Annotated in this window: 27 protein-coding genes, 1 tRNA gene and 1 pseudogene; 12 read left to right on the top strand and 17 right to left on the bottom strand. The window is 65.0% G+C overall.

Annotation, left to right across the window (positions count from 1 at the left end):
- The first annotated feature begins 13 nt into the window (after window positions 1–13).
- Together R4P57_RS07920 and R4P57_RS07915 are read left to right on the top strand one after the other, a co-directional pair.
- Window positions 14–208: a hypothetical protein gene (locus R4P57_RS07920; RefSeq protein ID WP_317802277.1), complete on the top strand. Its 195-nt coding sequence runs from the start codon at window positions 14–16 to the stop codon at window positions 206–208.
- Window positions 205–588 (top strand): YbaB/EbfC family nucleoid-associated protein, encoded by a 384-nt coding sequence (locus tag R4P57_RS07915; protein ID WP_317802276.1) that lies wholly within the window; start codon window positions 205–207, stop codon window positions 586–588. The genes R4P57_RS07920 and R4P57_RS07915 overlap by 4 nt, the downstream gene beginning before the upstream one ends.
- A gap of 40 nt (window positions 589–628) precedes the next feature.
- On the opposite strand, the gene R4P57_RS07910 is transcribed toward R4P57_RS07915, so the two are convergent.
- The 6 genes from R4P57_RS07910 to R4P57_RS07885 form a co-directional block, all read right to left on the bottom strand.
- Window positions 629–2,551 carry an ABC transporter ATP-binding protein gene (locus R4P57_RS07910; RefSeq protein WP_317802335.1) on the bottom strand — a complete coding sequence of 641 codons (1,923 nt, stop codon included), beginning with the start codon at window positions 2,549–2,551 and terminating at the stop codon, window positions 629–631.
- Between the two features lie 8 nt (window positions 2,552–2,559).
- Window positions 2,560–4,290 carry an ABC transporter ATP-binding protein gene (locus R4P57_RS07905; RefSeq protein WP_317802275.1) on the bottom strand — a complete coding sequence of 577 codons (1,731 nt, stop codon included), beginning with the start codon at window positions 4,288–4,290 and terminating at the stop codon, window positions 2,560–2,562.
- Window positions 4,291–4,383: 93 nt separating this feature from the next.
- On the bottom strand, window positions 4,384–6,672 hold the full coding sequence (locus tag R4P57_RS07900) for an MMPL family transporter (protein ID WP_317802274.1): 2,289 nt from the start codon (window positions 6,670–6,672) through the stop codon (window positions 4,384–4,386).
- A 2-nt stretch (window positions 6,673–6,674) separates the two neighbouring features.
- On the bottom strand, window positions 6,675–7,325 hold the full coding sequence (locus tag R4P57_RS07895; RefSeq protein ID WP_317802273.1) for a TetR family transcriptional regulator: 651 nt from the start codon (window positions 7,323–7,325) through the stop codon (window positions 6,675–6,677).
- A gap of 86 nt (window positions 7,326–7,411) precedes the next feature.
- Window positions 7,412–7,870 (bottom strand): Rrf2 family transcriptional regulator, encoded by a 459-nt coding sequence (locus R4P57_RS07890; RefSeq protein ID WP_317802272.1) that lies wholly within the window; start codon window positions 7,868–7,870, stop codon window positions 7,412–7,414.
- 60 nt (window positions 7,871–7,930) lie between these two features.
- Window positions 7,931–8,566 carry a heme-binding protein gene (locus R4P57_RS07885; protein WP_317802271.1) on the bottom strand — a complete coding sequence of 212 codons (636 nt, stop codon included), beginning with the start codon at window positions 8,564–8,566 and terminating at the stop codon, window positions 7,931–7,933.
- A gap of 113 nt (window positions 8,567–8,679) precedes the next feature.
- Here R4P57_RS07885 and R4P57_RS07880 point away from each other — a divergent pair, with 113 nt between their 5' ends.
- Window positions 8,680–9,585, top strand: a complete 906-nt coding sequence (locus R4P57_RS07880) for a sterol desaturase family protein (protein WP_317802270.1) — start codon at window positions 8,680–8,682, stop codon at window positions 9,583–9,585.
- On the opposite strand, the gene R4P57_RS07875 is transcribed toward R4P57_RS07880, so the two are convergent.
- Window positions 9,566–10,255: a YceI family protein gene (locus R4P57_RS07875; RefSeq protein WP_317802269.1), complete on the bottom strand. Its 690-nt coding sequence runs from the start codon at window positions 10,253–10,255 to the stop codon at window positions 9,566–9,568. The genes R4P57_RS07880 and R4P57_RS07875 overlap by 20 nt on opposite strands.
- A 120-nt stretch (window positions 10,256–10,375) precedes the next feature.
- Here R4P57_RS07875 and R4P57_RS07870 point away from each other — a divergent pair, with 120 nt between their 5' ends.
- The 4 genes and pseudogenes from R4P57_RS07870 to R4P57_RS07855 form a co-directional block, all read left to right on the top strand.
- On the top strand, window positions 10,376–11,386 hold the full coding sequence (locus tag R4P57_RS07870; protein WP_317802268.1) for a PHP domain-containing protein: 1,011 nt from the start codon (window positions 10,376–10,378) through the stop codon (window positions 11,384–11,386).
- Window positions 11,383–12,297 (top strand): alpha/beta hydrolase, encoded by a 915-nt coding sequence (locus R4P57_RS07865; protein WP_317802267.1) that lies wholly within the window; start codon window positions 11,383–11,385, stop codon window positions 12,295–12,297. The genes R4P57_RS07870 and R4P57_RS07865 overlap by 4 nt, the downstream gene beginning before the upstream one ends.
- 23 nt (window positions 12,298–12,320) lie before the next feature.
- On the top strand, window positions 12,321–12,791 hold the full coding sequence (locus tag R4P57_RS07860) for a hypothetical protein (protein ID WP_317802266.1): 471 nt from the start codon (window positions 12,321–12,323) through the stop codon (window positions 12,789–12,791).
- Window positions 12,792–12,959: 168 nt separating this feature from the next.
- Window positions 12,960–13,093 (top strand): annotated as a pseudogene (locus R4P57_RS07855) (short-chain dehydrogenase); the annotation flags it as partial.
- On the opposite strand, the gene R4P57_RS07850 reads toward R4P57_RS07855, so the two are convergent.
- Genes R4P57_RS07850 through R4P57_RS07840 form a run of 3 tightly spaced genes read right to left on the bottom strand, consistent with a single transcriptional unit; the run spans window position 13,069 to window position 15,211 of the window.
- The gene (locus R4P57_RS07850; RefSeq protein WP_317802265.1) at window positions 13,069–13,566 is read right to left on the bottom strand and encodes a cupin domain-containing protein; all 498 of its coding nucleotides are present in this window, start codon (window positions 13,564–13,566) and stop codon (window positions 13,069–13,071) included. The pseudogene R4P57_RS07855 and the gene R4P57_RS07850 overlap by 25 nt on opposite strands.
- Entirely contained in the window at window positions 13,563–14,483 is a 921-nt protein-coding gene (locus R4P57_RS07845) for an NAD-dependent epimerase/dehydratase family protein (RefSeq protein ID WP_317802264.1), read from the bottom strand. Before R4P57_RS07845 ends, R4P57_RS07850 begins: the two co-directional genes overlap by 4 nt.
- Window positions 14,480–15,211 carry a DUF4386 family protein gene (locus R4P57_RS07840; RefSeq protein WP_317802263.1) on the bottom strand — a complete coding sequence of 244 codons (732 nt, stop codon included), beginning with the start codon at window positions 15,209–15,211 and terminating at the stop codon, window positions 14,480–14,482. The genes R4P57_RS07845 and R4P57_RS07840 overlap by 4 nt, the downstream gene beginning before the upstream one ends.
- Window positions 15,212–15,318: 107 nt before the next feature.
- Between R4P57_RS07840 and R4P57_RS07835 the strand changes: the two genes are divergently transcribed.
- Entirely contained in the window at window positions 15,319–16,002 is a 684-nt protein-coding gene (locus tag R4P57_RS07835; protein ID WP_317802262.1) for a TetR/AcrR family transcriptional regulator, read from the top strand.
- A gap of 171 nt (window positions 16,003–16,173) precedes the next feature.
- Here R4P57_RS07835 and R4P57_RS07830 read toward each other — a convergent pair.
- From R4P57_RS07830 to R4P57_RS07815, 4 genes are all read right to left on the bottom strand, one after another.
- Window positions 16,174–16,263, bottom strand: a tRNA-Ser gene (locus tag R4P57_RS07830).
- Between the two features lie 50 nt (window positions 16,264–16,313).
- Window positions 16,314–16,511: a CsbD family protein gene (locus R4P57_RS07825; protein WP_094635769.1), complete on the bottom strand. Its 198-nt coding sequence runs from the start codon at window positions 16,509–16,511 to the stop codon at window positions 16,314–16,316.
- 93 nt (window positions 16,512–16,604) lie between these two features.
- Complete coding sequence (locus R4P57_RS07820; RefSeq protein WP_317798113.1) at window positions 16,605–17,060, bottom strand: nucleoside deaminase; 456 nt, start codon at window positions 17,058–17,060, stop codon at window positions 16,605–16,607.
- Between the two features lie 3 nt (window positions 17,061–17,063).
- Window positions 17,064–17,603, bottom strand: a complete 540-nt coding sequence (locus R4P57_RS07815; RefSeq protein WP_317802261.1) for a tRNA adenosine deaminase-associated protein — start codon at window positions 17,601–17,603, stop codon at window positions 17,064–17,066.
- A gap of 63 nt (window positions 17,604–17,666) precedes the next feature.
- Between R4P57_RS07815 and R4P57_RS07810 the strand changes: the two genes are divergently transcribed.
- Window positions 17,667–18,638 carry a prephenate dehydrogenase gene (locus tag R4P57_RS07810; protein ID WP_411742326.1) on the top strand — a complete coding sequence of 324 codons (972 nt, stop codon included), beginning with the start codon at window positions 17,667–17,669 and terminating at the stop codon, window positions 18,636–18,638.
- On the opposite strand, the gene R4P57_RS07805 is transcribed toward R4P57_RS07810, so the two are convergent.
- Window positions 18,611–19,126, bottom strand: coding sequence for a putative glycolipid-binding domain-containing protein (locus R4P57_RS07805; protein WP_317802259.1), 516 nt, complete (start codon window positions 19,124–19,126; stop codon window positions 18,611–18,613). The two genes, R4P57_RS07810 and R4P57_RS07805, sit on opposite strands and share 28 nt — an antisense overlap.
- A gap of 188 nt (window positions 19,127–19,314) precedes the next feature.
- Between R4P57_RS07805 and R4P57_RS07800 the strand changes: the two genes are divergently transcribed.
- On the top strand, window positions 19,315–19,656 hold the full coding sequence (locus R4P57_RS07800) for a hypothetical protein (protein WP_317802258.1): 342 nt from the start codon (window positions 19,315–19,317) through the stop codon (window positions 19,654–19,656).
- Here R4P57_RS07800 and R4P57_RS07795 read toward each other — a convergent pair.
- Entirely contained in the window at window positions 19,653–21,476 is a 1,824-nt protein-coding gene (locus tag R4P57_RS07795; protein ID WP_317802257.1) for an ABC transporter ATP-binding protein, read from the bottom strand. The two genes, R4P57_RS07800 and R4P57_RS07795, sit on opposite strands and share 4 nt — an antisense overlap.
- Window positions 21,469–23,262, bottom strand: coding sequence for an ABC transporter ATP-binding protein (locus tag R4P57_RS07790; RefSeq protein WP_317802256.1), 1,794 nt, complete (start codon window positions 23,260–23,262; stop codon window positions 21,469–21,471). The genes R4P57_RS07795 and R4P57_RS07790 overlap by 8 nt, the downstream gene beginning before the upstream one ends.
- Before the next feature lie 253 nt (window positions 23,263–23,515).
- Here R4P57_RS07790 and R4P57_RS07785 point away from each other — a divergent pair, with 253 nt between their 5' ends.
- Both R4P57_RS07785 and R4P57_RS07780 read left to right on the top strand, forming a co-directional pair.
- The gene (locus R4P57_RS07785) at window positions 23,516–24,664 is read left to right on the top strand and encodes a DNA (cytosine-5-)-methyltransferase (RefSeq protein ID WP_317802334.1); all 1,149 of its coding nucleotides are present in this window, start codon (window positions 23,516–23,518) and stop codon (window positions 24,662–24,664) included.
- On the top strand, window positions 24,661–25,077 hold the full coding sequence (locus R4P57_RS07780) for a very short patch repair endonuclease (RefSeq protein ID WP_317802255.1): 417 nt from the start codon (window positions 24,661–24,663) through the stop codon (window positions 25,075–25,077). The genes R4P57_RS07785 and R4P57_RS07780 overlap by 4 nt, the downstream gene beginning before the upstream one ends.
- The last annotated feature ends 76 nt before the right edge of the window (window positions 25,078–25,153 follow it).

Genomic DNA, 25,153 nt, shown 5'->3' with positions numbered 1-25,153 from the left:
GGGGGGAATACCGATGTTTCAGGTCGATCTCGACGCAGTGCGGGCGTTGGGTGCGGCGCTGACAGCCATCGCCGATTCGGTGGAATCGTTGGATCCGGCAGCGCCGGCAACGACACCGGATGGGTTTCGAGTATCTGCCAGGCTCGGCACGCCCGAATATCTGAGCGTGGTCGGTATATCGCCTTACTTCGAGATCGAGCAACGATGACCAGTCGATCCGACGCAGACGTCGAAGAACTCACAGTCAAAGCCGCTCGCGTTCATCGATCCCTGTTGACGCTACGAGGTAGGGCCACATCGAGTGACGGTGACGTGTCGATCGAAGTCTCCATCGATGGTCGAATCACCACGATGGTTGTTTCACAATCGTTCTCGCAGGCGGGTCCGGACACCGCCGCCGCAGCGATCGCCCGCACCCACAGCGAAGCACTGGCCGACGCGGAAGCGGCGGCAGCGGAGATCCGGCGAGAACTCACCGAGGACTATCGGGTGGCCAGAATCGTGGATCGAATAGCGAACGAACCACCGTCGCTCGATGTCGACAACAACCGAACCGATGACCGAAAGTCCATCTACGACAGATGGTAACGAGCTCGATGGACAGCGACCTCAGGCCACGTTCTCCAGGTCACACCCCTGCGGCACCGGCCGCATGCAGTCGGAAGTAGGCACCCCCAGCCGCGAGCAGTTCCTCGTGATTGCCCTGCTCGACGATGCTGCCGTTCTCCATCACCACGATCGTGTCCGCGTCGCGAATGGTCGAAAGCCTGTGCGCGATAACGAAGCTGGTGCGATCGGTGCGCAGCTTCGCGGTGGCCTTCTGCACCAGTAACTCGGTGCGGGTGTCGACGGAGCTGGTGGCCTCGTCGAGGATGAGGATCAGCGGCTTGGCCAAGAACGCGCGAGCAATGGTGATCAGCTGCTTCTCACCGGCGCTGACGTTGTTGCCCTCCTCGTCGATGATCGTGTCGTAGCCGTCGGGCAACGAGTGCACGAAGCGGTCGACGTAACTGACTCGCGCGGCCTCGAGAATTTCTTCCTCGCTGGCACTCGGGTCGCCGTAGGCGATGTTGTCGCGGATGGTTCCGCCGAACAGCCAGGTGTCCTGCAGCACCATTCCGGTGCGAGCCCGCAGTTCCTCACGAGTCATCTTCCGGGTGTCGACGCCGTCGAGAGTGATGCGGCCGCCGTCGATCTCGTAGAACCGCATGATGAGGTTGACCAGCGTGGTCTTACCCGCGCCGGTCGGACCGACGATCGCAACCAGGTGTCCGGGATCCGCAACCAGCGACAGGTTCTCGATCAGTGGGCGGTCGGCGGAGTAGCCGAACGAGACGTTCTCGAATTCGACGCGTCCGCGACGCTCGGTGGGTCGCACCGCATCGACCGGATCGGGATCTTCTTCCTCGGCGTCGAGAACCTCGAAGATGCGCTCGGCCGACGCCACACCCGATTGGACCAGGTTCACCATCGCACCCACCTGGGTGAGTGGTTGCGTGAATTGACGCGAGTACTGGATGAACGCCTGCACCTCACCGAGCGTGAGTGTGCCCGACGCGACCCGCAGCCCGCCGACCACGGCGATGACCACGTAGTTGATGTTCCCGAGGAACATGATGACGGGCATGATCATGCCGGAGATGAACTGCGCCCGGAAGCTCGATTGGAACAGCTTCTCGTTGCGGTCGCCGAATTCGCGTTCCACCTCTGCCTGACGGCCGAAGGCCTTGACGATCTCGTGGCCCGTGTACGTCTCTTCGATCTGCGCGTTCAGCTTGCCGGTGTGCTTCCACTGCGCGACGAAGTGCGGCTGAGAACGCTTGGCGATGACGGCGGTGACCGCGAACGACGCCGGAATGGTCAGCACCGCAACGAGAGCGAGCAAGGGCGAGATCCAGATCATGACGCCGAGGATGCCCAGCACCGTGAGAATGCCGGTGATCAACTGACTCAGTGTCTGCTGCAGGCTCGTCGAGACGTTGTCGATGTCGTTGGTGACGCGGCTCAGCGTCTCGCCGCGAGCATTGCTGTCGAAGTACTTCAGCGGCAGTCGATGTACCTTCGCTTCGACGCTGCCGCGCAGCAACAGGATTCGCCGCTGCAGCGCGATGTTGAGGATGTATCCCTGCGCCCAGGCCAGCACCGCAGAGAGCACATACAGAACCAGGACCCACATCAGCACGGTTCCGACTGCACCGAAGTCGATTCCGGATCCGGGAGTCAGGTCCGTCCCGGACACCAGATCTGCGACGGAGTCGTTCCCCTCCGCCCGGAGCTGGTCGATGGCCTGGTCTCTGGTCTGACTCGGATCGAGTTCGCGGCCGACGACGCCGTTGAAGATGAGGTCCGTCGCATGTCCGAGGACGCTGGGTGCCGCGACGGTCAGCACGGTGCTGGCGATACCGAACGCCAGCATGATCGACAGGAGCACTCGCTCGGGAGCGAGCAGGCCGATCAGTCGTTTGAACGAACCCTTGAAGTTGCGGGCCTTGGTTCCCGGCTTCACAGTTTTGGCGACGTGGGCGGTGTCCTCCTCTTCCGCCTTCTCCACCTGCGCGGTCACAGTGCACCCACGGCATGCTGCGAGTCGACGATCTCGGCGTAGGTGGGGCAATCTGCCATCAATTGGTCGTGGGTACCCACACCTACCGGCTTTCCGTCCTCGAGTACGAGTATCTGATCGGCGTCGATGATGGTCGAGACGCGCTGAGCGACAACGATCATGCATGCATCTCGCGTCACTGCCTTCAGAGCCGCACGCAGATTGGCGTCGGTGGTGAGGTCCAGCGCGGAGAACGAGTCGTCGAACAGATAGATGCTGGGTTTGCGCACCAGCGCGCGAGCGATGGCGAGGCGCTGCCGCTGACCGCCGGAGACCGTCGTACCGCCTTGCGCGACGGGCGTGGCCAATCCCTCGGGCATGGCGCGAACGAAGTCGGCTCCCTGGGCGATCTCGAGTGCCTCCCACAGTTCTTCGTCGGTGGCATCGGATTTGCCGTAGCGCAGGTTGCTCGCGATGGTGCCCGAGAACAGATACGGCTTCTGCGGGATCAGCCCTATCTCGGAGCGCAGCAGGTCCAGATCGAGTTCGCGGATATCGACTCCGCCGACGCGTACCTCACCGCCGGTGACGTCGATGAGTCGTGGAATCAGGTTGACGAGAGTGGACTTTCCCGAGCCGGTGCCGCCGATGATGGCGGTGACCTTGCCTGCCTCGGCGGTGAGGTTCACCCCGCACAGCACCGGATATTCGGCTCCGGGGAAAGAGAATTCGGCGTTCACGAGCTCGACGGTTCCCGGCGACGACGCGAACGTCTTGGGCTCGAGGGGCAAGACGACCGAGGATTCGGTGGCGAGTACCTCGCTGATGCGATCGGCGCACACCGACGCGCGGGGAACCATCATCGCGATGAACGAGGCCATCATCACCGACATGAGGATGAGCATGATGTAGCTCAGAAGTGCTGTGAGCGAGCCGATCTGCATCGTACCGTCGTCGATCGCGTGTCCACCGAACCAGATGACGGCAACGCTGGTGACGTTGCTGATGAGCATGACCGTCGGGAACATCAGGGCCATGAGCCGTCCGACGCGCAGGGCGGTATCGGTGAGCGCGGCGTTGGCCGCCCCGAAACGGTCGATCTCGAAATCCTCGCGAACGAAGGCTCGCACCACGCGAATTCCGGTGATCTGCTCACGCAGAACACGATTGACGGCGTCGATCCGCTTCTGCATCGAGCGGAACGCCGGCACCATCTTGATGATGATCAGGCCCATGGAGATCGCGAGCCCCGGCACCGCGATCATCAGGATCCAGGACAACCCGAGATCCTCGCGCAGCGACATCACGATGCCGCCGACGCACATGATGGGGGCCATCACCACGATGGTGAACCCCATGACGATCACCAGCTGCACCTGCTGAACGTCGTTGGTGTTGCGGGTGATCAGCGACGGCGCACCGAACTGGCCGACCTCACGGGCGGAGAACGTGCCGACGCGATGCAGGATGGCACCACGCAGGTCGCGTCCGACACCCATGGCCGCACGCGCACCGATGAACACCGCAGCCACCGAGCTGATGATCTGCACCGCAGACACCAGCAACATCACTCCGCCGGCCGAGAGGATGTAGCCCGTGTCGCCGGTGGTGACGCCCTTGTCGATGATGTCGGCGTTGAGACTGGGCAGGAACAGTGCCGCCAGCGTGGCGACCAGTTGCAGCAGAATCAGCGCGACGATCGGCATCTTGTACGGAGCCAGATACGTGCGCAGCAGGGGGATCAGCATGATGGCCGAAGATTACTCGTACACATGGATAACAGTCTCTCCGTTTTTCGAGTGTTGCGGGCAATCTTCGGCCGACCCGGCTGAGGCCGATAACTACGCAGTCTTCTCCGGTGCCGTCTTCAGCTTGGCACCTTCGATGTCGACGTCCGGCAGGATCTTGTCCAGCCACTTCGGCAGCCACCAGGCCTTGTCGCCCATCAGTGCCATCACCGACGGAATCAGCACCATGCGCACGACGAACGCGTCGAAGAAAACAGCAGCGGCGAGCGCGAAGCCGATGGACTTGATGAACGAGTCCGGCTCGGCGATGAACGCCGCGAACACCGAGATCATGATGATCGCTGCCGAGGTGACCACGCGAGCGCCGTACTTGAAGCCGTTGACGACGGCATCCTTGGCGGCAGCGCCGTGGACGAACTCCTCACGCATCCGCGAGACGAGGAACACCTGGTAGTCCATGGCGAGACCGAACACGACGCCGATGAGGAAGACCGGCATGAAGCTGACGATCGGCTGCGGGTTGGAGATCAGACCGAGCCCGCCCTCTTGGAAGATGAACACCGTGGCCCCGAAGGTCGCGAGGACGCTGAGCAGGAAGCCGAGCGTTGCGGTCAGCGGCACCAGGATCGAGCGGAACACCAGCATCAGCAGCACGAACGCGAGTCCGACGACGACGGCCAGGTACGGAATCAACGCGCTCTGCAGTCGATCGGAGATGTCGATTCCGATGGCCGTCTCACCGGTGACCCCGTAGGTGACACCCTCGCTCTGCGCGAGTGCGCCCTCGGCGTCGCGGAGGTTGGTCACCAATGCCTTCGTCTGGTCACTGTTCGGTGTGCTCGACGGCGTGACCAGGATCTGCGCGGTATCGCCCGCAGGGTTGACCGCGACGATCTGGGCGTTGGTGACGTCCGATTGCGCGGTGATCGTATCGACGACCTTGCCGAACGACGCGGTCCGATCGGCCTCGGCGACGCCGGATGCGTCGGCAATGACGAGCAGCGGGCCGTTGCGTCCCGGTCCGAACGCATCTTCGGTGATGTCGTAGGCCTGCCGGGCAGGCGTGGACGGATCGGACGTCGCGATCGACGGCAGGGCGAGCGAGAGCCCGGTGGCCGGTCCCGCGATGACGCCGAGCAGCACGATTCCGCCGATGAGTCCGAGCGCAGGCTTCTTGACCAGCAGCCGGGCCCAACGCAAACCGTTGGTGGGCTTGGAGTTCGGGTCCTCCGGATCGGTGGTGTTGACGAACTTGATCTTGCCTGCGAACGCCTTGCCCTTGTAGAGGCCGAGCATCGCCGGCAGCAGCGTGAGCGCGATGAGCACGGCCACGAGCACCGCAAACCCTGCGGCGGTACCCATCTGGGACAGGAACGGAATGCCGACCACACGGAGCGCGAGGAGGGCGATGAGCACGGTCGCACCGGCGAACACAACGGCCGATCCTGCCGTGCCGACAGCCCGTCCGACGGCTACTTCTCGATCGTCGGTGAGGGTCAGTTCGTGTCGATATCTCGCCAGAATGAACAGCGAGTAGTCGATCGCGACGGCCAAACCGATCATGATCGCGAGCACCGGAGTGAACGTCGACAGATCGGCGAAGCCGGAGGCCGTGGTGATCAGCAGGCTGGAGACACCGATACCGACGACGGCGGTGATCAACGGCAGGCTTGCGGCCGCGGCGGAACCGAACATGATGAGCATGACGATGGCGGCGACGGCCAGGCCGACGAGCTCGGAGGTACCACCAGGCGCTGCGGAATCCTGGGCGACGCTTCCGCCGAGCAGAACGTTCAAGCCGGCATCACGAGCGGGCTGCGCTGCCTCGTCGAGTTGGGTGCGGATCTCGTCGGTGACATCGGCGAGCTCGACGTTGATCGGCACGGTGACGGTGCCGACATTGCCGTCGGGGCTCAGCGGTGAGGTAGCGGCGGCGTCGGCGGCGACCTCGTCGACCGGGGTGCCTGCCTCCGTTGCCGCCTCGGTGTAGCGGTCGATGACGGATTGGTTGGCCGCTACCGGATTCGCCAGTGCCGGAGCACCTTCCGCGGGCTTCGCGGCGTCGACCTTCTCGATCTCGGCGATGGCCGCATCGATGGCCGCGGTGTACTGCGGGGTGTCGAGGGTCTGCCCGTCGGGTGCCTGGAACACGTACTCGGCACTGACTGCGGTGAGCGGATCCTCGGCGTTGCCGAAGCGCTCCTCCTGCAGGTCCAATGCGGCCTGCGCGGGCGTGCCCGGGATGGAGAACGAGTTGACCGTCGGGCCGGACAGCGTCGCTGCGCCCACTCCGGCGAGAACCAGAATCGCCAGCCACAGGCCGAGAACGACGCCCTTGCGTCGGTACGCGAATCTTCCGATTCGGTAGAGATAGGTGGCCACTGTCAAGCTCCTCGGTTGGGTTCGGACGAGTCGGGGTGTGCGTGTGGTTCGGGTAGGCCCGCGCGCAGTTGATCGAAGGCGTCCTCGATGAGGGCCCTCGGTGTCGATGCGCCGGCGGAGTCGGTGACCCAGATGTTCAGTGCTGCCGTGACGGCACCACCGACGGCCATCTGGAGCAGGTTGGGGTAGAGGTCGGTGTCGATATCGGTGCCGGTTCGCTCGGCGATGGCTTCGCCGAGTTTGCGGGTCAGCGATTGGTGCATCTCGAGCTTGCGGGCCATCAGGGCTGGGTTGGCTTCGATCAGCCGCGCTGCCGCGAAGGTGTCGTCCAGATCCCGGCCGGGGTCCGCGACGAGGTTGATTGCGATGTGCCGCAACGAGTCCCAGATCGGCTCGGTCGACGGCCTGGCGCGCAGGAGCTCGAACCATTCGAGGGCAGAAACTTCGATGTGATGAAGAACTGCTTCTTCCTTGTTGGAGAAGTAGTTGTGGAACGTGCGGGTGGAGACTCCCGCTTCGTGCGCGATGGCGTCGGCAGTGACCGCGTCGAAGCCATGCTCCTTGCCCAGACGCACGGCGGCCATGCCGAGGGCGTCGCGGGTGGCGGCCTTCTTCAGATCACGAAGGCCCGTCGGAGAAGTCACGCTTACCAACCTACGGAACTTGCACGATCCTGCAAGTTTGCAGTGGAGTGCAAACTTGTCGATCCCGACACAGCTGGCAGTGGATGTGACTCAGGTCATCGACGCGCCCACGCGGTCGGCTCGCTGATCAACTCTCCGACGAAGTCCGGGAGATCGTTCTCGACGATGTCCGCCAGCGACACCGCCTCGAGCACCGCACGCAGATTGGCGCGTACCGCCAGCCACACCCGAGTGAGCGGCTCGGCCGGACCGGAATACTCGGCATCCTCGGGCCGCTGACCGCGCACCGACGCCAACGGGCCCTCCACGGCCCTCATCACATCGGCAACAGAAATGTCCGACGCCTCCCGCGCCAGCCAGTAGCCGCCGTCGGGTCCCCTTCTACTGCACACCAGATCTGCACGACGCAGATCCGAGAGCACCGATTCGAGAAACTTGTGCGGAATGCCCTGCGCCATGGCCAGCGCCTCGGCCTTCGCGGGCCGCTGCCCACCGACCGCCGCGAGTTCGACAAGCGTCCGAACTGCATAGTCCGCCTTGGCCGTGATGTGCACGTTCAATTCCTACCACTGCAGTAGGGAATTAGCGAGCAGTTGCCGGAATACCCCGACGTGTCAGGAACCTTCCGGTATCGCCACGACCACCTCGTTGCGACGGAAAGGTGCCAGGGTCCATGGAGGATCGTAGAACCAGGTCATCGGCTCACCCAGCATCTCGATGTCGTGGGCGCGCAGCGCTTCGGTCAGCGCCGCCATCTGCGGTTCGACGTCGTCCCGTCCGCGGCCACCGCTGAAACGCAGCACGGCCACCGTCTCCGCCGGAACCTCCGTCAACGTCACGCGGTCGTCGTCGGGCTTGGGCAGCGTGTCCATCGTCCACTTGGACGGCATGAAGAACCGGACAACCCAGCCGTCGCTGCCGGGTGTGCTCGACACGGGCGCAGTCATCGCAATCTTCTGCGAGCCCGCAGCCGACTGACTGACGGGAGCGGTCATCGCGACCTTCTGCTTGCCGCCGTTTCCGCCGAAAATGTACCCGGCCAGGCGACGGAAACCCTCCTGGCGTGCCTCTTCCTCATCGGCGTCGACGGTGGTCTGCGCCGCGATGCGTGGTTGGTAACGACGGATCTCCACCGCATCGGTCAGCCGACGACTCGTGTGCGGCGGTTCCTCGGTACCGACCCGAATACCGACAACACCCAACACCGACTCGGCCACTTGTCCGACCGTGGACGCGATTTTCTGCAACAAGTCCGACTCCGCTCTCGTGGCCAATAGGTACGCCCTCTCCACGGTACGAGCCGTGGGAAAGCGAGGCAGGCAGCGTTACACTCTCAATTCAGGTGTCACGCGAGGAGGGTTCGATGAGCGACTGGATCGGTTCGGCGTGGAATGCACTGCCCGAACCGCTGCGCGATCCCGTGGCGTTGGCCATTCCCGCGTTCGCCCTGCTGTTGGCCATCGAGTGGATCGCGGCCGCGAAGCTCGAAGACGGTACGCGTGGCAGTTACTCCGCCAGGGATGCGCGCTCCAGCCTGAGTATGGGACTGGTGTCCATCGCGACCACCACGGCATGGAAGGCGCTCGCCCTCGTCGGTTACACGGCGATCTACGTCTACGTCGCGCCGTGGCATCTCCCGGCCGACGCCTGGTACACGTGGGTGATCCTAATCCTGGGCGTCGACCTGCTGTTCTACGGCTATCACCGCATCGCGCATCGAACCCGACTGATCTGGGCGACGCATCAGGCCCATCATTCGAGCGAGTACTTCAACTTCGCTGCGGCGCTGCGACAGAAGTGGAACAACAGCGGCGAGGTCATCATGTGGCTACCGCTCCCCCTGCTGGGCATGCCGCCGTGGATGGTGTTCGTCGGCTTCTCGATCAACCTCGTCTATCAATTCTGGGTACACACCGAGCGCATCGACCGGCTGCCGCGTTCGTTCGAGTTCGTCTTCAACACGCCCTCACATCATCGCGTCCATCACGGGCGCGATCCGCAGTATCTCGACAAGAACTACGGCGGCATCCTCATCATCTGGGATCGCCTGTTCGGCAGCTACGCCGAGGAGGTCGAGCGCCCGAACTACGGCCTCACCAAGCCCGTCGACACGTTCAACATCTGGACCCTCCAGACACACGAATACCGCAACATCGCGCGGGATGTTGCGGCATCGCGGTCTTGGAAGGAACGCGTCGGATATCTCGTCGGACCGCCGGGATGGACGCCTGGGGCCGCGAGAGAACGCGCTACTGCTGACTCAGATTGATCAGGAAGTCGACGCTTCCCGAGCCCTCCACGGTGACGAAGCCGAGCGACGGCGGTTCGATTCCGTAATCGGCCCACGTGGTCGGAATTGCGCCCGACGCGATGAGGTTGTCACCGGACTGCAGCACCTCCATCTCCACCGAGACCGGACGCGTCTGATCCTTGAGCGTCAATGTGCCCTCGGCGGTGACGGTTTCAGTGGTGCCGTCCTTGGGCAGCGAGGACAGATCGATCGGCGAGTCGATGTTGAACGTCGCCGTCGGGTAAGTGGCTGTGTCGAAGATGTTGCCGCGGAACTGATTGTCACGACGATCGCTGTCGGTGCTGATCGAGTTGGTCATGACGACCACCTGCCCCTCGGTGAGGGTGTCGTCGGCGATGACGACGTTGCCTGCGACCTCGGTCGTCGACCCGACGACAGTGACATCGGACCCGTTGAGCACTTCGTCGACGGTGTAGCCCGCTGCGGTCGCGTTGGCAGCGTCGCCTGCAGTGACGATCCACTGTCCGTCGATGGTCTCGGTGCTGGCGGCCTGCGCGCCCGAGGTGGACACCGATGCTGCCGGTGCGTCGTCTTCTTGGAGCGATGCATAGATCTTGGGGCCGAAGTACAGCCCGAGCGCCACCACGGCGACGACAACTACTCCAACGATCCACCATTTCTTGGTCATGACTGTCGATGGTAGTTGCAGCTTCAAGCCCATGGGGAGTGAGCGACCTGGCAACTCCCTGAGAGTTTTGTCCGTTTACCCCGTGAACACGTGTCGGTACCGCCAGGCACAATGGACCGCATGGATCCGGTGGACGCACTTCGAGAGATCGGCTTCTGGCTCGAACGCTCTCGCTCGGACACCCATCGAGTCAAGGCCTACCGTCGGGCCGCCGATGTTGTCGAATCCCTCACGCCCGCACAACGATCCGAGCACGAGAAGGCAGACAGCTGGTCCTCGCTGACCGGCATCGGAGCAAAGACCTCGCTGATCATTCGCCAGGCTCTGACCCAGGACGTCCCGGACTATCTCCTCGAGCAACGAGGCGCGGCAGAACCCATCGGCGACAACGAACTTCGCGGCGCATTGAAGGGCGATCTGCACACCCATTCCAACTGGTCCGACGGCGGCAGCCCCATCGAGGAGATGATGCGCACCGCCGCGAGGCTCGGCCACGAGTACTGCGCTCTCACCGATCATTCCCCACGACTCAAGGTCGCCAACGGCCTCACCGCCGAGCGCCTGCGTGCACAGCTCGACGTCATCGCCGAGCTCAACGAGCGGCTCGCACCGTTCCGTATCCTCACCGGAATCGAAGTCGACATTCTCGACGACGGATCGCTCGACCAGGACGAGGGCCTGCTCGCCGAGCTGGACGTGGTGGTGGCGAGCGTGCATTCCAACCTGCGAGCCGATTCTGTGACGATGACCAAGCGGATGGTCACCGCCATCGCCAACCCGCATGTCGACGTCCTCGGTCACTGCACCGGACGGCTCGTCGAGGGTGGCCGCGGCACCCGGCCCGAATCGACGTTCGACGCCCCCGTGGTGTTCGAGGGCTGCCGCCAGTTCGGCACCGCAGTGGAGATCAACGCCAGACCCGAGCGGCAGGATCCCCCCGAGCGACTGATCGACATCGCCCTCGAACGCGACTGCCTGTTCTCCATCGACACCGACGCGCACGCGCCCGGACAGCTCGACTGGCAGGGCTACGGCTGCATCCGCGCCGAAGCGCGTGGCGTCCCCGCCGAGCGCGTGATCAACACCTGGCCGCTCGCCGAACTGCTCGCGTGGACGGATCGGGGCGCGTGAATCGTCGTCACTTCCTCTCCGGTCTGCTGACGGTCGCGTTGGTCGGCTGCAGTTCGGCCGACACCGACTCCTCGCCGAGTACCGCCGAGACGTATTCTGCTGCGCTGCAACCGGTATCGGGCCCGGCCGGGGATCCCATCCGACTGAAGTACGGATACGAACCGGACAACATCGGCGACCTGTACCTCCCCGACAACAACGCCGGCTCGCTCCCGGTGGTGGTGATGATTCACGGCGGCGGGTGGCAAGAGGATCTCGACCTGTCGTACTTCCAGCAGATGTCGACGGCCATCGCCGACGAGGGCATCGCCGTGTGGAACGTCGAGTACCGGCGTGGCCCGAACAACTGGGCCAACACCCTGTCCGACGTCGACGACGCCACCGAGGCACTGGCAACCGTCGTACAGGGTGCAGCGGACGGGCGACTCGACCTCGATCGCGTCCATGTCGCCGGACATTCGGCCGGTGGCCAACTCGCCGCATGGGTCGCCGCTCGACACCTGATGCCGGTCGATGCGCCCGGAGCGGAACCGAAAATCAAGCCCCGCAGCGCCACCATCATGGCCGGCGTCTTCGACATGAAACGAGCGGCCGACATCGGCGGCGACAAGTTCGTGCCTGCCTTCCTCGGCGGCATGCCCAACGAAGTGCCCGGACGCTACAAGATCGCCTCCCCCATCGAATACCTCCCCCTCGACGTTCCACTGACCGCCCTGCACGGCGACGCTGACCAGACGGTCTCGGTGAATCAGAGCCGCGTCTACGTCGACGCCGCCACGAAGGCAGGCAGCACCGACCCCGAGCTCGTCGTGCTGCCCGGCGCGGGACACGGAGCGTTCCTCGACCCGAAGAACCTCGCCTGGTCGACGGCGCTGAGCACCATCACCGGACGTGCGCAGACTCTGCTCTGAGTCGCAGGTGGTACACAGTTGCGATGAACGGAAAAATCGCGACCGGATTGCTCGGGCTGATCGTGGCCGTCTCGGTGGCCGGATGTAGCAACGACCCGTCGACCGAGGAAGCGTCGACCACTACAGCTGCCGCAACGACGACGTCTGCGGCTTCCACGACTGTCTCCGCCGCCCCGACGACCGATGCGCCCGCTCCGGCCGACTCTGCAGCTGCCGAAGCACCGGATGCCCCGGAGGCACCGCCCGCCGCTGATCCTGCAGCTCCGAGCGACGCGACCTCAGGCGTCACCGGTGAAGCGCTCTACCAGCAGACCTGCACGCAGTTTCTGCCGTCCATCGATGCGCTGGAGCAGACCGGAATCTCCGATCGCGCCAAGTCGGTCGAGGGTCTGCGCAACGAAATGACCACCGCGCCCAGCTGGAACGACGTGCCACCCGGCGATCAGAACGAAATTCTGCGGGGACTCGACGCCGCGGGTACGGGACAGTGCTGAGGTTCTGAGTCGCTGGGGGTCCCCGCCCGGTGCTCCCGCAAACGCGCGCGCGTTTGCGGCTGAACCCAACCCGGCCGCACACCCACGCCCCCGCGCCCCCAGCTCACAAAAACTCCCCACCCGACGGATCGGGTGGGGAGTTCTGGCGGTGGCGGAGGAATTCGAACCGCGTTGGGCAAGAACAAGATGCGCGTGGTGCCGGGCCTGCTGCCGAAGGGGATGTCGGTGGCCGGTCAGTACAGCCCGCGGTTCGTGACCGCTCCTATCGTGGGAGTTTCTACAGGAAGCTGGGCGGATCGTAGGTCTGGCGTCGCGCCGCGAGAAGTCGCAGCAGGAATCCAGGTACTCCCGCGGCGGTGATGTCGTCGGGGTATCGCCGCAGCACCGCTGCTGCAGACCTCAGCCGTGGGGCACCGGTGGTGACATTGCGGCTTGTCGAGTCGATGCCGTAGATCTCGGCGAAGAACTCCGCCATACGCCCCGAAGGATCCAGTTCGACGTTCACACGCGCGGTTCGGCCGGGCACACCCTCGTACCCGTGGACGACGCCTGCCGGTACCAGTGCCGAGTCACCGGCCGTGAGTATGCGTTTGCGCCTGCCGACGCGAAGCCGAATGACGCCGTCGATGACGGTGAACCGCTCGGCGGAGTGCGGGTGCACGTGCGCGGGCGGGGCGTGATGCACCGCCTCGATCGTCAGTTCAGCTCGGAGCAACGGCCCGGTGTCGTGCACCGTCAGGGTTTCCCCTGCCGCCGCATTGCGGTGCACCCTCATGACGCCTGCCTGTGAAACCACTCGACCGTCGCGGCCGCCGCCTCGCGCAAGGGGGTCAGCGTGAACGATCCGACCTCACGGCGGAAGCGACCGTCGTCGACGACGAAAGGGGCGTCGAATTGATAACGCGTGCTGAGTAATTCGCGCAGCATTGGATGACCCAAGGCGAGCAACCGATGCAACCACGGCGGTAGGGCGGACATCCTCGCGCGGTCGTTCCCAGCTGCCCGAGCGAACGCGTCGGCCAACTCCCGCAGAGTGTGGGGCGGGCCGACCGGAAGATGGTAAGCGCGGCCCACCGGACCGTCTGCGAGCATCGCCAGTGCGCGGCCGACGTCCGGCAAGTAGCTCCAACTGTGGGGTATATCCGTCGCACCGGCCACGCGGACGAGCGCTCCGGCGATCGCGGCCGGCACCATCTGCTCGCCGGCCGCACTGGTTGTGCCGCGCGGGCCGAAGTAGTCACTGGCTCTACCGATCACGACGTCGAGGCGTCCATCGGCATGCCTGATTTCCAGATCGTTCGCCATCGCCGTCCGGACACGACCCTTCGCGTCGGTCGCGGCAGCCGGCAGGTCCTCGGTCAGTGGCTTCGACACCGGCCCATAGCCGTACAGGTTGTCGACGAACACCAACCGTTTCCCCTCCGCAGCGTCGGCCACCGCAGAGGTCAGTGACGGGAACTCCTGCACCCAGCGGTGATAGCTGGGCGCGGCGGCGTGCACCACGACGTCGGACCCGTCGACCGCGGCCCGAAGCCTGGCCGGGTCGCGCAGATCCGCGATGAAGGGCTCGACACCGTCCGGTAGCTTTACCGCAGTCCGAGTGACGGCGCGCACCGATCGGCCTTGCGCCAGCAAAGCGTCGACCACATGCGACCCGATTCCCCCGGCCGCCCCCAACACGACGACGGTCATCGCGCATCGACTAGGGCGGGTGCCTGGCGAAGCAGGGCCACTCCGACGACTCCGAGCCAGCAGAACCACGCCGCGTACGCGGTGAATCCCGCCGTGCCGGCAACGCCGTCGGCCAAGGCCGGGTAGAACGGCCCGACGAGGAATGACAGGCCCCACGCGGCGGTCAACACCAGACCTGCCACCGCCGTCACCGCGCTGACGACCCGCGTCCGGACGAGTAGCACAGCGATGCCGACCGCCCACAGCGCCTGAAACGACCAGCCGAGGTACTCGCCGAGCGCGCCGCCGGCGTAACTGTTGAGCAGGTCGTAGGACACCTCGGTGGCCGTGCGAACCTCGGGCGACGTGGCCGGGTCGAGCCAAGTGGCGGCGAGGCCGGGAACCGTCAGAGGCCAGCGAATCCAGCCCAGCGTCTGAGTGAGTCCGGCCAAGATGCCGAACACGGCAACGGTTAACGGCCACAGCCGCGGCCCCTCGCCCGATGCCCGGCTCACAAACTGTTGGTGAAGCCCGATCGCGATCGGAACCAACGCCACGGACAGCATCGTTTGAAGCAGGAACCCGGCAACCACCGGGCCCTGCGCGGCAGCGAACGCCGGGAGCACGACAGCGGCCGGCTCATCGAGCACGGCGGGCCAGCCGAAGGCTGCGCCCAGAACCATCACCGCGACGAAATTCAGGGCGGTGAACGCAATCAGTAGGGCGGCGGTGGAGCGTCGATCAGTCATTGGAGCTTCCTCTCTTTAGTGAGAGCATATGCTCTCTGAGCAGAATCGTAGAGGACTCAGCGGGTCTAGACAAGAGCAACCGCTCTCGAATATGACAGGATGTTCCAATGCCGCTCAAGCCGCGCCAGCGGGCACGCCAGATTGCCGTCGAAGACATCAAACAGATCGCCAGCCGACAGATCCTCGAAGGCGGCGCGGGCGCGCTGTCGCTACGGGAGATTGCCAAGGAGATGGGGCTGGTCAGCAGTGCGATCTACCGGTACGTCCCTTCGCGGGACGCTCTGCTCACCGACCTCATCTCCGACGCCTACGACCGGTTGGGCTCGGCGGCCGAGGCGGCGGATGCCGAGCTGCCCCGCGACGACCTGAGCGGCCGATGGCGTGCGTTGGCCGGGTCGTTACGAGACTGGGCGCGAGCGCATCCTGCCGACTACGGGCTGGTCTACGGCCCACCGCTGACCGGATACTTGGCCCCGCCGCAGACCTACGCCCCGGCCCAGCGATGGCTGGAGATCATGATCGACGTGCTCGCGCGGGCTGCATCCGACGAGCCCGACCCGATCGATCCGACGCTCTGCGCCCAACTCGACGTCCTACGCGAGAGACGGAGCCCGAGCAGCTCGCCGGGGGCCATCGCGGCGGGTCTTGCAGCGTGGATGCAACTGCACGGGTTGGTCGCCATGGAAATTCACGGCCAGATCGCGTTCGTACTGCCCGATGATGGGGGCAATCTCTTCGGTCACTGCGTCGAGAAGCAGATACGAGAGCTTGGTTTGCTGAGCGCGGAGTGACCGGCGCAGGCGCCATCGGCGCAGTCATCTTCTGGTACGCGGACTCCCGGTCGATCGTTTGACCGACCGTACTTGGCAATCAGTGACGAGGCAGGGGTCAGGGGCGAAAGCGGGCGGAAGATGTCGCGCACAAAAAGAACTCCCCACCCGACGGATCGGGTGGGGAGTTCTTGGCGGTGGCGGAGGGATTTGAACCCTCGGAGGGGGTGAACCCTCACACGCTTTCGAGGCGTGCTCCTTAGGCCGCTCGGACACGCCACCGCAGAAGACTGTACCGGAATGACGGCCTGAGGCTAAATCGCCAGCTCAGGCTAGTTGCCGGTGAGCTTGTCCTTGATGTTCGAGGCTGCGTCCTTGACCTTCTCGGCACCGTCTTTGAATGCTGCCGAGGTCTGGTCGCCCTTGCCCTCTGCTTCGAGGTCCCTGTCTCCGGTGGCCGAACCTGCGGCTTCTTTCGCCTTGCCGCCGAGGTCTTCGGTCTTGTTCGAGATCTTGTCGCCGAGTCCCATGAGTGTCTCCTTCGCAAGTTCGGAGCGCAGCGTTGCGCTCTGCCCTCCACCCTCCACAAAAGTGGACATCGGGGCCACCGTGTGACGAGATCGTTATCTCTGGCGAGCGAAGAACCGGGTCAACACTTCGGCGCATTCGGCTTCCAACACACCGCCGCGAACCTGTGGCCGATGGGTGAGTCGACGGTCTCGCACGACGTCCCACAGCGAGCCGACGGCTCCGGTCTTGGGTTCCCATGCTCCGAACACCACTGCTCCGACGCGGGCGAGTACCAGCGCCCCGGCGCACATCGTGCAGGGTTCCAACGTGACGGCCAGGGTGCAGCCTTCGAGTCGCCAGCCGTCACCGTGCACGGCCGCTGCTCGACGCAATGCGATCACTTCCGCGTGTCCGGTGGGGTCGCCCGACGCCTCCCGCGCATTGCAGGCCCGGGCGATCTCACGTCCCGAGGCGTCGAACACGACGGCTCCGACGGGCACGTCGGCATCCGATGCCTCGGCCGCAGCCGACAGCGCTGCGCGGATCATGTCCGCGTCGGACACCGGCATCGATTACCGCCGCAGCTTGTCCACTGCCGCGGCGAACTCGTCTTCGAATCCCAAGCGTTCGGCGATGGATTGCAGTTGCTCGTCGGGGTAGTCGTCGGTCTCGGCGACGATGATGCCGAGGACGGCTTCGGGTAGTCCGAGGTCGGCGAGCAGGGCGAGGTCGCCCTCTTCGTAGGGCTCGATGTCGTCGAGTTCGTCGGGGTCGACGTCGGGGATCTCGATATTCAACGCATCGAGAACGTCCGCGGCGATTTCGTAGTCCACGGCGGCGACCGCGTCGGACAGCAGGAGTCGGGTGCCCTTGGGTGCGGGACGCAGGATGACGAAGAATTCCTCGTCCACGTCGAGCAGTCCGAACACAGCTCCCGAGCTGCGCAGTTCACGCAGTTCGGTCTCTGCCGCCGATAGGCTGGTCAGTGCGTCGTCGGACAGCGGCGTGACGGTCCACTTGCCTTCCTCTCGGACAACTGCAACGCCGAATCCCTCGAGGTCGTCGTATTCCGGTGCGGATGCGCGGTTGTTGTTCGCGCGCTGTGCGGCCATGCGCGCAACGGTAGTCCGGTAGGGGCCTGTATTCGAAGTCCACCTCCCGTCGACGTCACCCACCTGTGCCAATCTGATCGGGTGACTTCTTCTTCGGTGTGCGTTCTGGGTCTCGGACTGATCGGTGGGTCGATCCTGCGCGCGGCACACGGTGCGGGCCGTCAGGTGTGGGGATGGAACCGATCGGCCGAGGCGATCGCCGGTGCTACCGCCGATGGATACGACGTCGGTACAGACCTGGCAGCAACGCTGAGCAGGGCCGCAGCACAGGACGCGTTGATCGTCATCGCTGTTCCGATGCCGGCCGTGGACTCCGTTCTGGCGGCCGTCGCCGAGCATGCCCCCGCGGCTCCGATCACCGATGTCGTCAGCGTCAAAGCCGAGGTCGCCGCGGCGGTGGCCGCTCGCGGACTCCAGGCCCGCTATGTCGGCGGACATCCCATGGCCGGCACCAACCAGTCGGGGTGGTCGGCCACCGATCCGACGCTGTTCACCGACGCGGTGTGGGTGGTGGCAACGGAGCCGGGAGTCGACGCCGACGTATGGGTGCAGGTCGCCCAGCTCGCCCTGGACTGCGGTTCGGTGGTGGTGCCGGCCGAGAGCGTCGAGCACGATCGCGCCGTCGCCCGAATCTCCCACCTACCGCATCTGCTGGCCGAGGCGCTGGCCGTCGTGGGAGCTGCCGGTGGACCGCTGGCACTGGGCCTGGCCGCGGGCTCGTTTCGGGACGGGACGCGGGTTGCGTCGTCGTCGCCGAATCTCGTCCGCGCGATGACCGAGGGCAACGCGGCCGCTCTGCGAACCGCGCTCGACGAGGCACTGGCCGCACTCACCGCCGCGCGCGAAGAACTGGACAAGAACTCGACGAAAACGCTGGTCGACGCCGGGAACACCGCGCGCCTGCAGTACGAGCAGCATCAACGCTTCGAGATCACCGACATCAGCCCGGGCGAACCGGGGTGGCGGGAAAAACTGCAGGACGCGGGTCGACGCGGTGGCGTCGTGCGTCAGATCCGCTCGGCCAGTCCCGGGTAGTCGAGAACGAAGCCGTCGGCGTCGACCTTCACTGACGACGTGGAGACCGGCGAGATGACGTGGATGCCCTCGGAACCGCTGCTGTAGGTCAGCGTGGCTTCCTGGATGCTGAGGTCGAGCAGGTTCACGTACACCGTCGGCACCTCGAGGTCCTGGACCTGGGTGTGCAGACCGAATCGACGGATCGGCAGAGTATTGAAGAACGGGCTGAGCACCATGTCGACGTCGAGCGCGCCGCTGTAGGTCGAGCGCTGATGGCTGGTGCTGTTCTCCACCATCCAGTAGCCCTCGTCGTCGCGGCTGACGGAGGCCTGCCGGTCACCGGACGCGAGCGAGGTACGCACCGAGAGCCGCTTGGTGACGCCGTATTCGTCGGTCACCAGGTCGTAGGACGCACTGAAGGCGGGGTGATCGCTGCACGCGGCACCGATGATGCGTCCGGCAGCCTTGATGCGGTTGCCCGAGAGCTGGACCCGCACTGACTCCATGCGGGGAACGTCATGCGCCCGCCAGGTCAGAATCGAGGGCCAAGTTTTCGCGTCTGTGGTGCCGGTCGCGGGGACGGAGACTTGCTCTGCACCCGATGCTTGAGTGATCACCCATCTACGGTAGGCGACGAGGCCCCCAGAAGATCAAGCGGACGTGCCTTTTCTCGCAGTTCATTAAGGTTGTGCCCGTGACGACAGAGAACACCGGGGGCGGGCAGTTCGATTTCGCGCACTCCGAACAGGCCGCGAAGAGTCGACAGGACAAGGCGACAGCTCTGGCGCGCTACGTGTGGGATCGCGGCGTCACCGGTGCCGAGCTCCTCGACCTCACCGACGCCGTCCGCAGGAAGCTGGCCCGCGCTGCGGACCTGCACCCGCCGAGCACGATGGAAACGTGGACCATCGTGGCCGAGTTGCTCGACCGTAAATCCGCCTGGGCGGCCGAGCACCCGGGCCACGACGGGGCGACGCCACAGCACTCCGACGAGAAGATCATGTGGGTCAAGCCGCCGATCACTCCCTGGACTTAGACCAGCGAGTCCTCCCACGCCTCGTGCAGGTGCGCGAAGCGTCCCTCCCCCGCGATGAGGTCCTCGGGCGTTCCGTCTTCGACGATGTTTCCATCGGCCATGACGAGTACCCGATCTGCGATGGCCACCGTCGAGAGTCGGTGCGCGATGATCAGCGCCGTTCGCCCCTGCAGGATGGTCTCGAGTGCGCGCTGCACCAGCCGCTCACTCGGGATGTCCAGGCTCGATGTTGCCTCGTCCAGCACGATCACCGACGGCGCGGCGAGGAACACCCGCGCGAAGGCCACCAATTGCCTTTGGCCCGAGGACAATCGGCCTCCGCGCTTGCGCACGTCGGTGTCGATTCCCTCCGGTAGCGACGCGATGAACTCCGTCAGTCCGACGGCGTCCGCCGCTGCCCGCACCTCCGCATCGGTCGCGGTCGGGCGTCCGAGTCGGATGTTGTCTGCCACCGAACCGGAGAACAGGAACGACTCCTGTGTCACCATGACGACGTTGCGACGCAAGTCCTCGTCGCTGATCTCCCGCATGTCGATGCCGTCGAGCCGCACGGCTCCGGCCGTCGGATCGTAGAAGCGCGCCAACAGCTTTGCCAGTGTCGACTTGCCTGCTCCGGTGGCTCCGACCATCGCGACCACCTGTCCGGCGGGTACGTGCAGCGAGAATTCCGGCAGCACGACGCGTTCGGGGCCGTAGGCGAAGTGCACGTCGTCGAACGTGATGTCGCCCTTGGCTGTTCCGATCTCCACCGGGTTCTTCGGCGCTGTCACCGACGGCTCTTCCTCGAGCACACCGGAGATCTTCTCCAGCGCAGCCGCGGCGGACTGGTAGGCGTTGAACACCATCGCCAGCTCGTCGAGCGGCCCGTAGAACCGGCGCAGATACAGCACGTAGGCCGCGAGCACACCGATGTCCATGTGGCCGTTGATCACTCGCCAGCTACCGAACACCAGGATGATCGCGAGCGTGACGTTGCCGATCCAGCGCACGATGCCGGTGTAACTGGCCATACCGCGCAACGCGGCGGTGGTGGCGTCGCGATACTCCGAATCCTCGGTGTTCAGAATGGCGTCGTTGCGGCCCTCGCGCCGGAACACCTGCACCGCGCGGATGCCGCCCATGGATTCGACGAAGTGGACCACGACGCGCGCGATCGCCACTCGTGTTCGACGGTATCCCTGGCGTTGTCGCCGCTGCGACCACCGGGTGACGAGGACCAGCGGAACGAAGCCGGCCAGCACGATCATCGCCATCGGAACGTCGAGATACACCAGGATGATCGCGATCGACACCATCGACAGGATTGCCGTCAGAGCATCGTTGAGCGCGCTCTCGAGCAGTGTCTGCAGAGACTCGACATCGCTGGTCAGTCGTGAGATCAACCGTCCCGAGGTGTACTTCTCATGGAACGACAGGCTCAGCTTCTGGGCATGGTCGAACACCCGACCGCGCAGGTCGTACAGGATGTTCTGACTCAGCCGACCGGAGACGGTGAGAAACGCGTACGTGGTGAGCATCCCGAGCAGACCGAAGCCGGTGTAGCCGCCGACCGCCCACAGCAGCGGACCCCAATCACCCTGTCCTGCAGCGCGGACGCCGCTGTCCAGCGCATAGGCGATGAACAGCGGACCGGCAACGTAGGTGATGTTGTCGACCAGAATGATCAGGAAAGACAGCAGGGCCTGCTTCTTGTACGGGCGCACCAACGAGACGAGCAACCGTCGAGAACGCCCGGCCAACACCAGGTTTCCGGTTGCATCGACCTCGGATTCCTCGCCGCCGACGCCGCGCCAATCCGCCGCTGCGGTTTGCTCAGCCATGAATCGACCCCATCACCTCGCGGTACCGCGGCGACGACGCCAGCAGTCCCTCGTGTGTTCCCTGCTCCACAATTCTTCCGTTCTCGAGATACAGCACGCGGTCGGCCAACGCCGCGGTCGACGGCCGGTGCGCCACCAGCACTGTCGTCGAGTGCGCCAACACGCGCCGCAATTCCTTCTGCACTTTGGCTTCGGTGTCCACGTCGAGCGCGGACAGTGGGTCGTCGAGTACCAGTACCCGCGGCTTGCCCAGCACTGCCCGCGCCAGTGCGAGCCGTTGTCGCTGCCCGCCGGACAGACTCATGCCCTGCTCACCGATGCGAGTGGCCAGACCCCAGGGCAACTGCTCGACGAAATCCGTTGCGTGCGCGATCTCCAACGCCTCGACAATCTCGGCATCGGACGCGCCGGGCGAACCGAGCGCGATGTTCTCGCGCGCACTGGCCGAGAACAGCACCGGATCCTCGAACGCCACCGTGACGATCGAGCGCAGATCGGCCAACCGCATCGAGGCCACGTCGATACCGTCGATGGTGATGGAGCCTTCGGTGGCGTCGAACAGTCGGGGCACGAGGTTCGTCAGTGCGGTCTTTCCGCTACCGGTGTTGCCGACCAGCGCGACGGTCTCCCCCGGCTCGATGACGAAACTGACGCCGGTGAGGAGCGGCGAGGACGCGTCGGGAAAGGTGAATCCGACGCGATCGAATTGCACTCGGCCACGGATTATTTCGGGCAGTTCGACGGGATTGTCCGGGTCGGTGACGGTCTCGGGAGTGTCCATGATCTCCCAGTACCGATCCGCTGCCGTGCGCGCGTTGTTCAGCTCGGCCAGGAGGTACCCGAAGGATTCGATCGGCCACAGCAGGAAAGTGACGATGGCGATGGCCGCGACGAGCGTGCCGACCGTCATGGTGCCCTGCACGATCGAGTACGTACCCACCGCCAGAATCGCGCCGATGGTGATCGGCTGCAGTCCGACGATCACCGCCCAGATGATCGCCAGGTAGCGCACCTTCTTCAGTTCGGTGCCACGCAACGTGCGCGCTTGACGTAGAAACTGCTTGCCCAAGTGGGCACTTCGACCGAATGCCTTGAGCACGCGAATACCCTGGATGGATTCCTCGACCGTCGTCGTGACATCGCCGGCCTGATCCTGAGCGTCACGGGCCACGACGCGATAGAGCGTCTCGAACTTGGTGCAGGCGATCACCAGCGGTATCGACGTCACCAGCATGATCAGCCCCAACTGCCAGGACTGCACCAGCAATACGCCGATGCCCACGACGAGTGTCACGGCGTTGATGATGATGAACGGGCCGATGAAGGCCATGAACCGCCGCAGCGAACCGAGGTCGGCGATGGCACGCGAGAGCAGCTGACCCGATTCCCAGCTTTCGTGAGCGGAGACAGACAGGCGCTGCAATTTGTCGAATACCGTTGCACGCGCTGAAATCTCGAATTGGCTCGACGGGCGGGAGACCAGATAGCGGCGAACCCAGATACCGAGTGCATCGATGGTGCCGAGCACCAGGACGAATGCCGCGGGCCACCAGACGGCAGAGAAATTGCGATCGGTGATGGGGCCGTCGATGACGCGTTGCATCACCAGCGGAATCACCAGCCCGGTCATGGTGGCGATCAGCGAGACCACGATCGAGGCGATGTAGAACCATTTGTACGGCAGCAGAAACGGCGCGAAACGACGCAGTGAGCTGGGTGCCGTCGCCGTGTCCGGGTATGACTGATCGAGGGTTCGGGTTTCGGGATCGAGCACACCCGTAGACACAGTTCTTCTCCTTATTGCTGTGCTCGAATGATTTCATTGCACAGGCTCAGTTTCCAACCGATTTATCGGCCCTCGCATTCCAGTGTGGAACCTCGAGTGAGGTCGAGGTCAAGGGCAACTGACGTGAGTGTCCACAATTGGCCTCGCCGCACGGCATCCCGCGTTGGACAAGAATTGTGGGCACTCAGCGCACCGACTCTCGAGTAACGTAGGACCGTCGGGCGAGGGAAGGGCACACGTGAGCGCACGGTCGATGGTCGGGTTGTTCGCGGGGATCGGCGGGCTCGAGCTGGGGTTGGCCGACGCAGGGTGGACGACGCAGTTGCTGTGCGAGATCGATCCCGGAGCTCAAACCGTCCTTCGAGCGCGTATGCCCGAGACACCCCTGCACACGGACGTGACCACTCTCCGAAGCCTGCCCGCCGACACCGAACTGGTCGCAGCCGGCTTCCCGTGCCAGGACCTCTCCCAGGCCGGACGCACCGCGGGCATCACCGGTGCCAGATCGGGCCTGGTAAACGAGGTGTTTCGGCTGGTCTCGCGTCGACGTGGTCCGCGGTGGCTGCTGATGGAGAACGTGCCGTTCATGCTGCAGCTCGGCCGCGGCGCCGCCATGCGACACATTACCGACGCGCTCGAGGACCTCGGCTACATGTGGGCCTACCGAGTCGTCGACGCCCGGGCGTTCGGTCTGCCGCAGCGTCGACAGCGGGTGGTGATGCTGGCCTCGCGCACCGACGATCCGCGGGAGGTGCTGTTCTCGCAGGACGCAGGCCCTCTGCCCGACGGCGACCCCACCACACAGCCGTGCGGCTTCTACTGGACCGAGGGCATTCGCGGCCTGGGCTGGGCGGTCAACGCGGTCCCGACGCTCAAGGGCGGATCCTCGCTCGGCATCGCCAGTCCTCCGGCCGTTCGCCTGCCGTCCGGAGAGATTGTCACTCCCGGCATCATCGGGGCCGAGCGTCTGCAGGGATTCGATCCGGAGTGGACGCTGCCCTCCGTCCAGCAGCCCGGCGTCCGCAGCGGACATCGCTGGAAGCTCGTCGGCAATGCCGTCAGTGTGCGCATGGCGTCATGGGCGGCGAGCGCCCTCGACGATCCCCAGCCGTACGACGCCTCGAACGATCTGGCTCTGCTCCCCGGTCAGGCATGGCCGACCGCAGCGTGGGGACGCGATCGCACCAGCTACCGGGTCGCCGTGTCGACCATGCCGGTGCACGAGCCCTACGAGGATCTGATCGGATTCCTGGACGACTCGAAGCTGCTCTCGGCCCGCGCGACCGCCGGATTCCTCAAGCGGGCACGAGCAGGCAACCTCCGTTTCGTCGACGGCTTTCTCGACGACCTCGACGCCCATCTCGAGCGCATGGGTGGATACGTCGATCGAGTTCCGGTGTGAGCGCAGACCGGCCCGTCACCGACGCCAAGACCAGTGCGCGACTGAGCAAGCAGAAGCGCCGCGACACCAAGCCCGAGGTGGCGCTACGGCAGGCGCTGCACCGTCGAGGTCTGCGATATTTCGTCGATCGCGCTCCGGTGAAGGGCATGAGGCGTCGAGCAGATCTGGTTTTCCCGAGGCGCAAGGTCGCGGTCTACGTCGACGGCTGCTTCTGGCACAGCTGCCCGATTCACGCGACCGCGCCGCGCAACAACGCGCAGTGGTGGGCCGACAAACTGGCCGCCAACGTCGCCCGCGATCGCGACACCGACAAGCGACTACTCGACGAGGGCTGGCGCGTGGTGCGCATCTGGGAACACGAGGATCCAGCCGTCGCCGCCGATCGCGTGGTCGACGAACTTTCCGCTGAATAATTTGAGTCATTCCGCGGGCTCCACTCCCGCTTGAAACCATTTCGAGCCCACGCGCGTCCAACCCCATGATCGGTCG

Origin of the sequence: Rhodococcus sp. IEGM 1330 (assembly GCF_033142445.1) — a bacterium.
Taxonomy (GTDB): Bacteria; Actinomycetota; Actinomycetes; order Mycobacteriales; family Mycobacteriaceae; genus Rhodococcoides.
The sequence above is the reverse complement of the archived record's forward strand: the minus strand, read 5'-3'. Positions and strand labels throughout refer to the sequence as shown.

Excerpts from the sequence above, each read along its gene's own strand:
- R4P57_RS07920 (WP_317802277.1), top strand. The coding sequence starts at position 14 with ATGTTTCAGGTCGATCTCGACGCAGTGCGGGCGTTGGGTGCGGCGCTG.
- R4P57_RS07915 (WP_317802276.1), top strand. The coding sequence starts at position 205 with ATGACCAGTCGATCCGACGCAGACGTCGAAGAACTCACAGTCAAAGCC.
- R4P57_RS07905 (WP_317802275.1), bottom strand. The coding sequence starts at position 4,290 with ATGCTGATCCCCCTGCTGCGCACGTATCTGGCTCCGTACAAGATGCCG.
- R4P57_RS07880 (WP_317802270.1), top strand. The coding sequence starts at position 8,680 with ATGAGCGACTGGATCGGTTCGGCGTGGAATGCACTGCCCGAACCGCTG.
- R4P57_RS07875 (WP_317802269.1), bottom strand. The coding sequence starts at position 10,255 with ATGACCAAGAAATGGTGGATCGTTGGAGTAGTTGTCGTCGCCGTGGTG.
- R4P57_RS07870 (WP_317802268.1), top strand. The coding sequence starts at position 10,376 with ATGGATCCGGTGGACGCACTTCGAGAGATCGGCTTCTGGCTCGAACGC.
- R4P57_RS07860 (WP_317802266.1), top strand. The coding sequence starts at position 12,321 with ATGAACGGAAAAATCGCGACCGGATTGCTCGGGCTGATCGTGGCCGTC.
- R4P57_RS07850 (WP_317802265.1), bottom strand. The coding sequence starts at position 13,566 with ATGAGGGTGCACCGCAATGCGGCGGCAGGGGAAACCCTGACGGTGCAC.
- R4P57_RS07845 (WP_317802264.1), bottom strand. The coding sequence starts at position 14,483 with ATGACCGTCGTCGTGTTGGGGGCGGCCGGGGGAATCGGGTCGCATGTG.
- R4P57_RS07840 (WP_317802263.1), bottom strand. The coding sequence starts at position 15,211 with ATGACTGATCGACGCTCCACCGCCGCCCTACTGATTGCGTTCACCGCC.
- R4P57_RS07835 (WP_317802262.1), top strand. The coding sequence starts at position 15,319 with ATGCCGCTCAAGCCGCGCCAGCGGGCACGCCAGATTGCCGTCGAAGAC.
- R4P57_RS07825 (WP_094635769.1), bottom strand. The coding sequence starts at position 16,511 with ATGGGACTCGGCGACAAGATCTCGAACAAGACCGAAGACCTCGGCGGC.
- R4P57_RS07820 (WP_317798113.1), bottom strand. The coding sequence starts at position 17,060 with ATGCCGGTGTCCGACGCGGACATGATCCGCGCAGCGCTGTCGGCTGCG.
- R4P57_RS07815 (WP_317802261.1), bottom strand. The coding sequence starts at position 17,603 with ATGGCCGCACAGCGCGCGAACAACAACCGCGCATCCGCACCGGAATAC.
- R4P57_RS07805 (WP_317802259.1), bottom strand. The coding sequence starts at position 19,126 with ATGGAGTCAGTGCGGGTCCAGCTCTCGGGCAACCGCATCAAGGCTGCC.
- R4P57_RS07795 (WP_317802257.1), bottom strand. The coding sequence starts at position 21,476 with ATGGCTGAGCAAACCGCAGCGGCGGATTGGCGCGGCGTCGGCGGCGAG.
- R4P57_RS07785 (WP_317802334.1), top strand. The coding sequence starts at position 23,516 with ATGGTCGGGTTGTTCGCGGGGATCGGCGGGCTCGAGCTGGGGTTGGCC.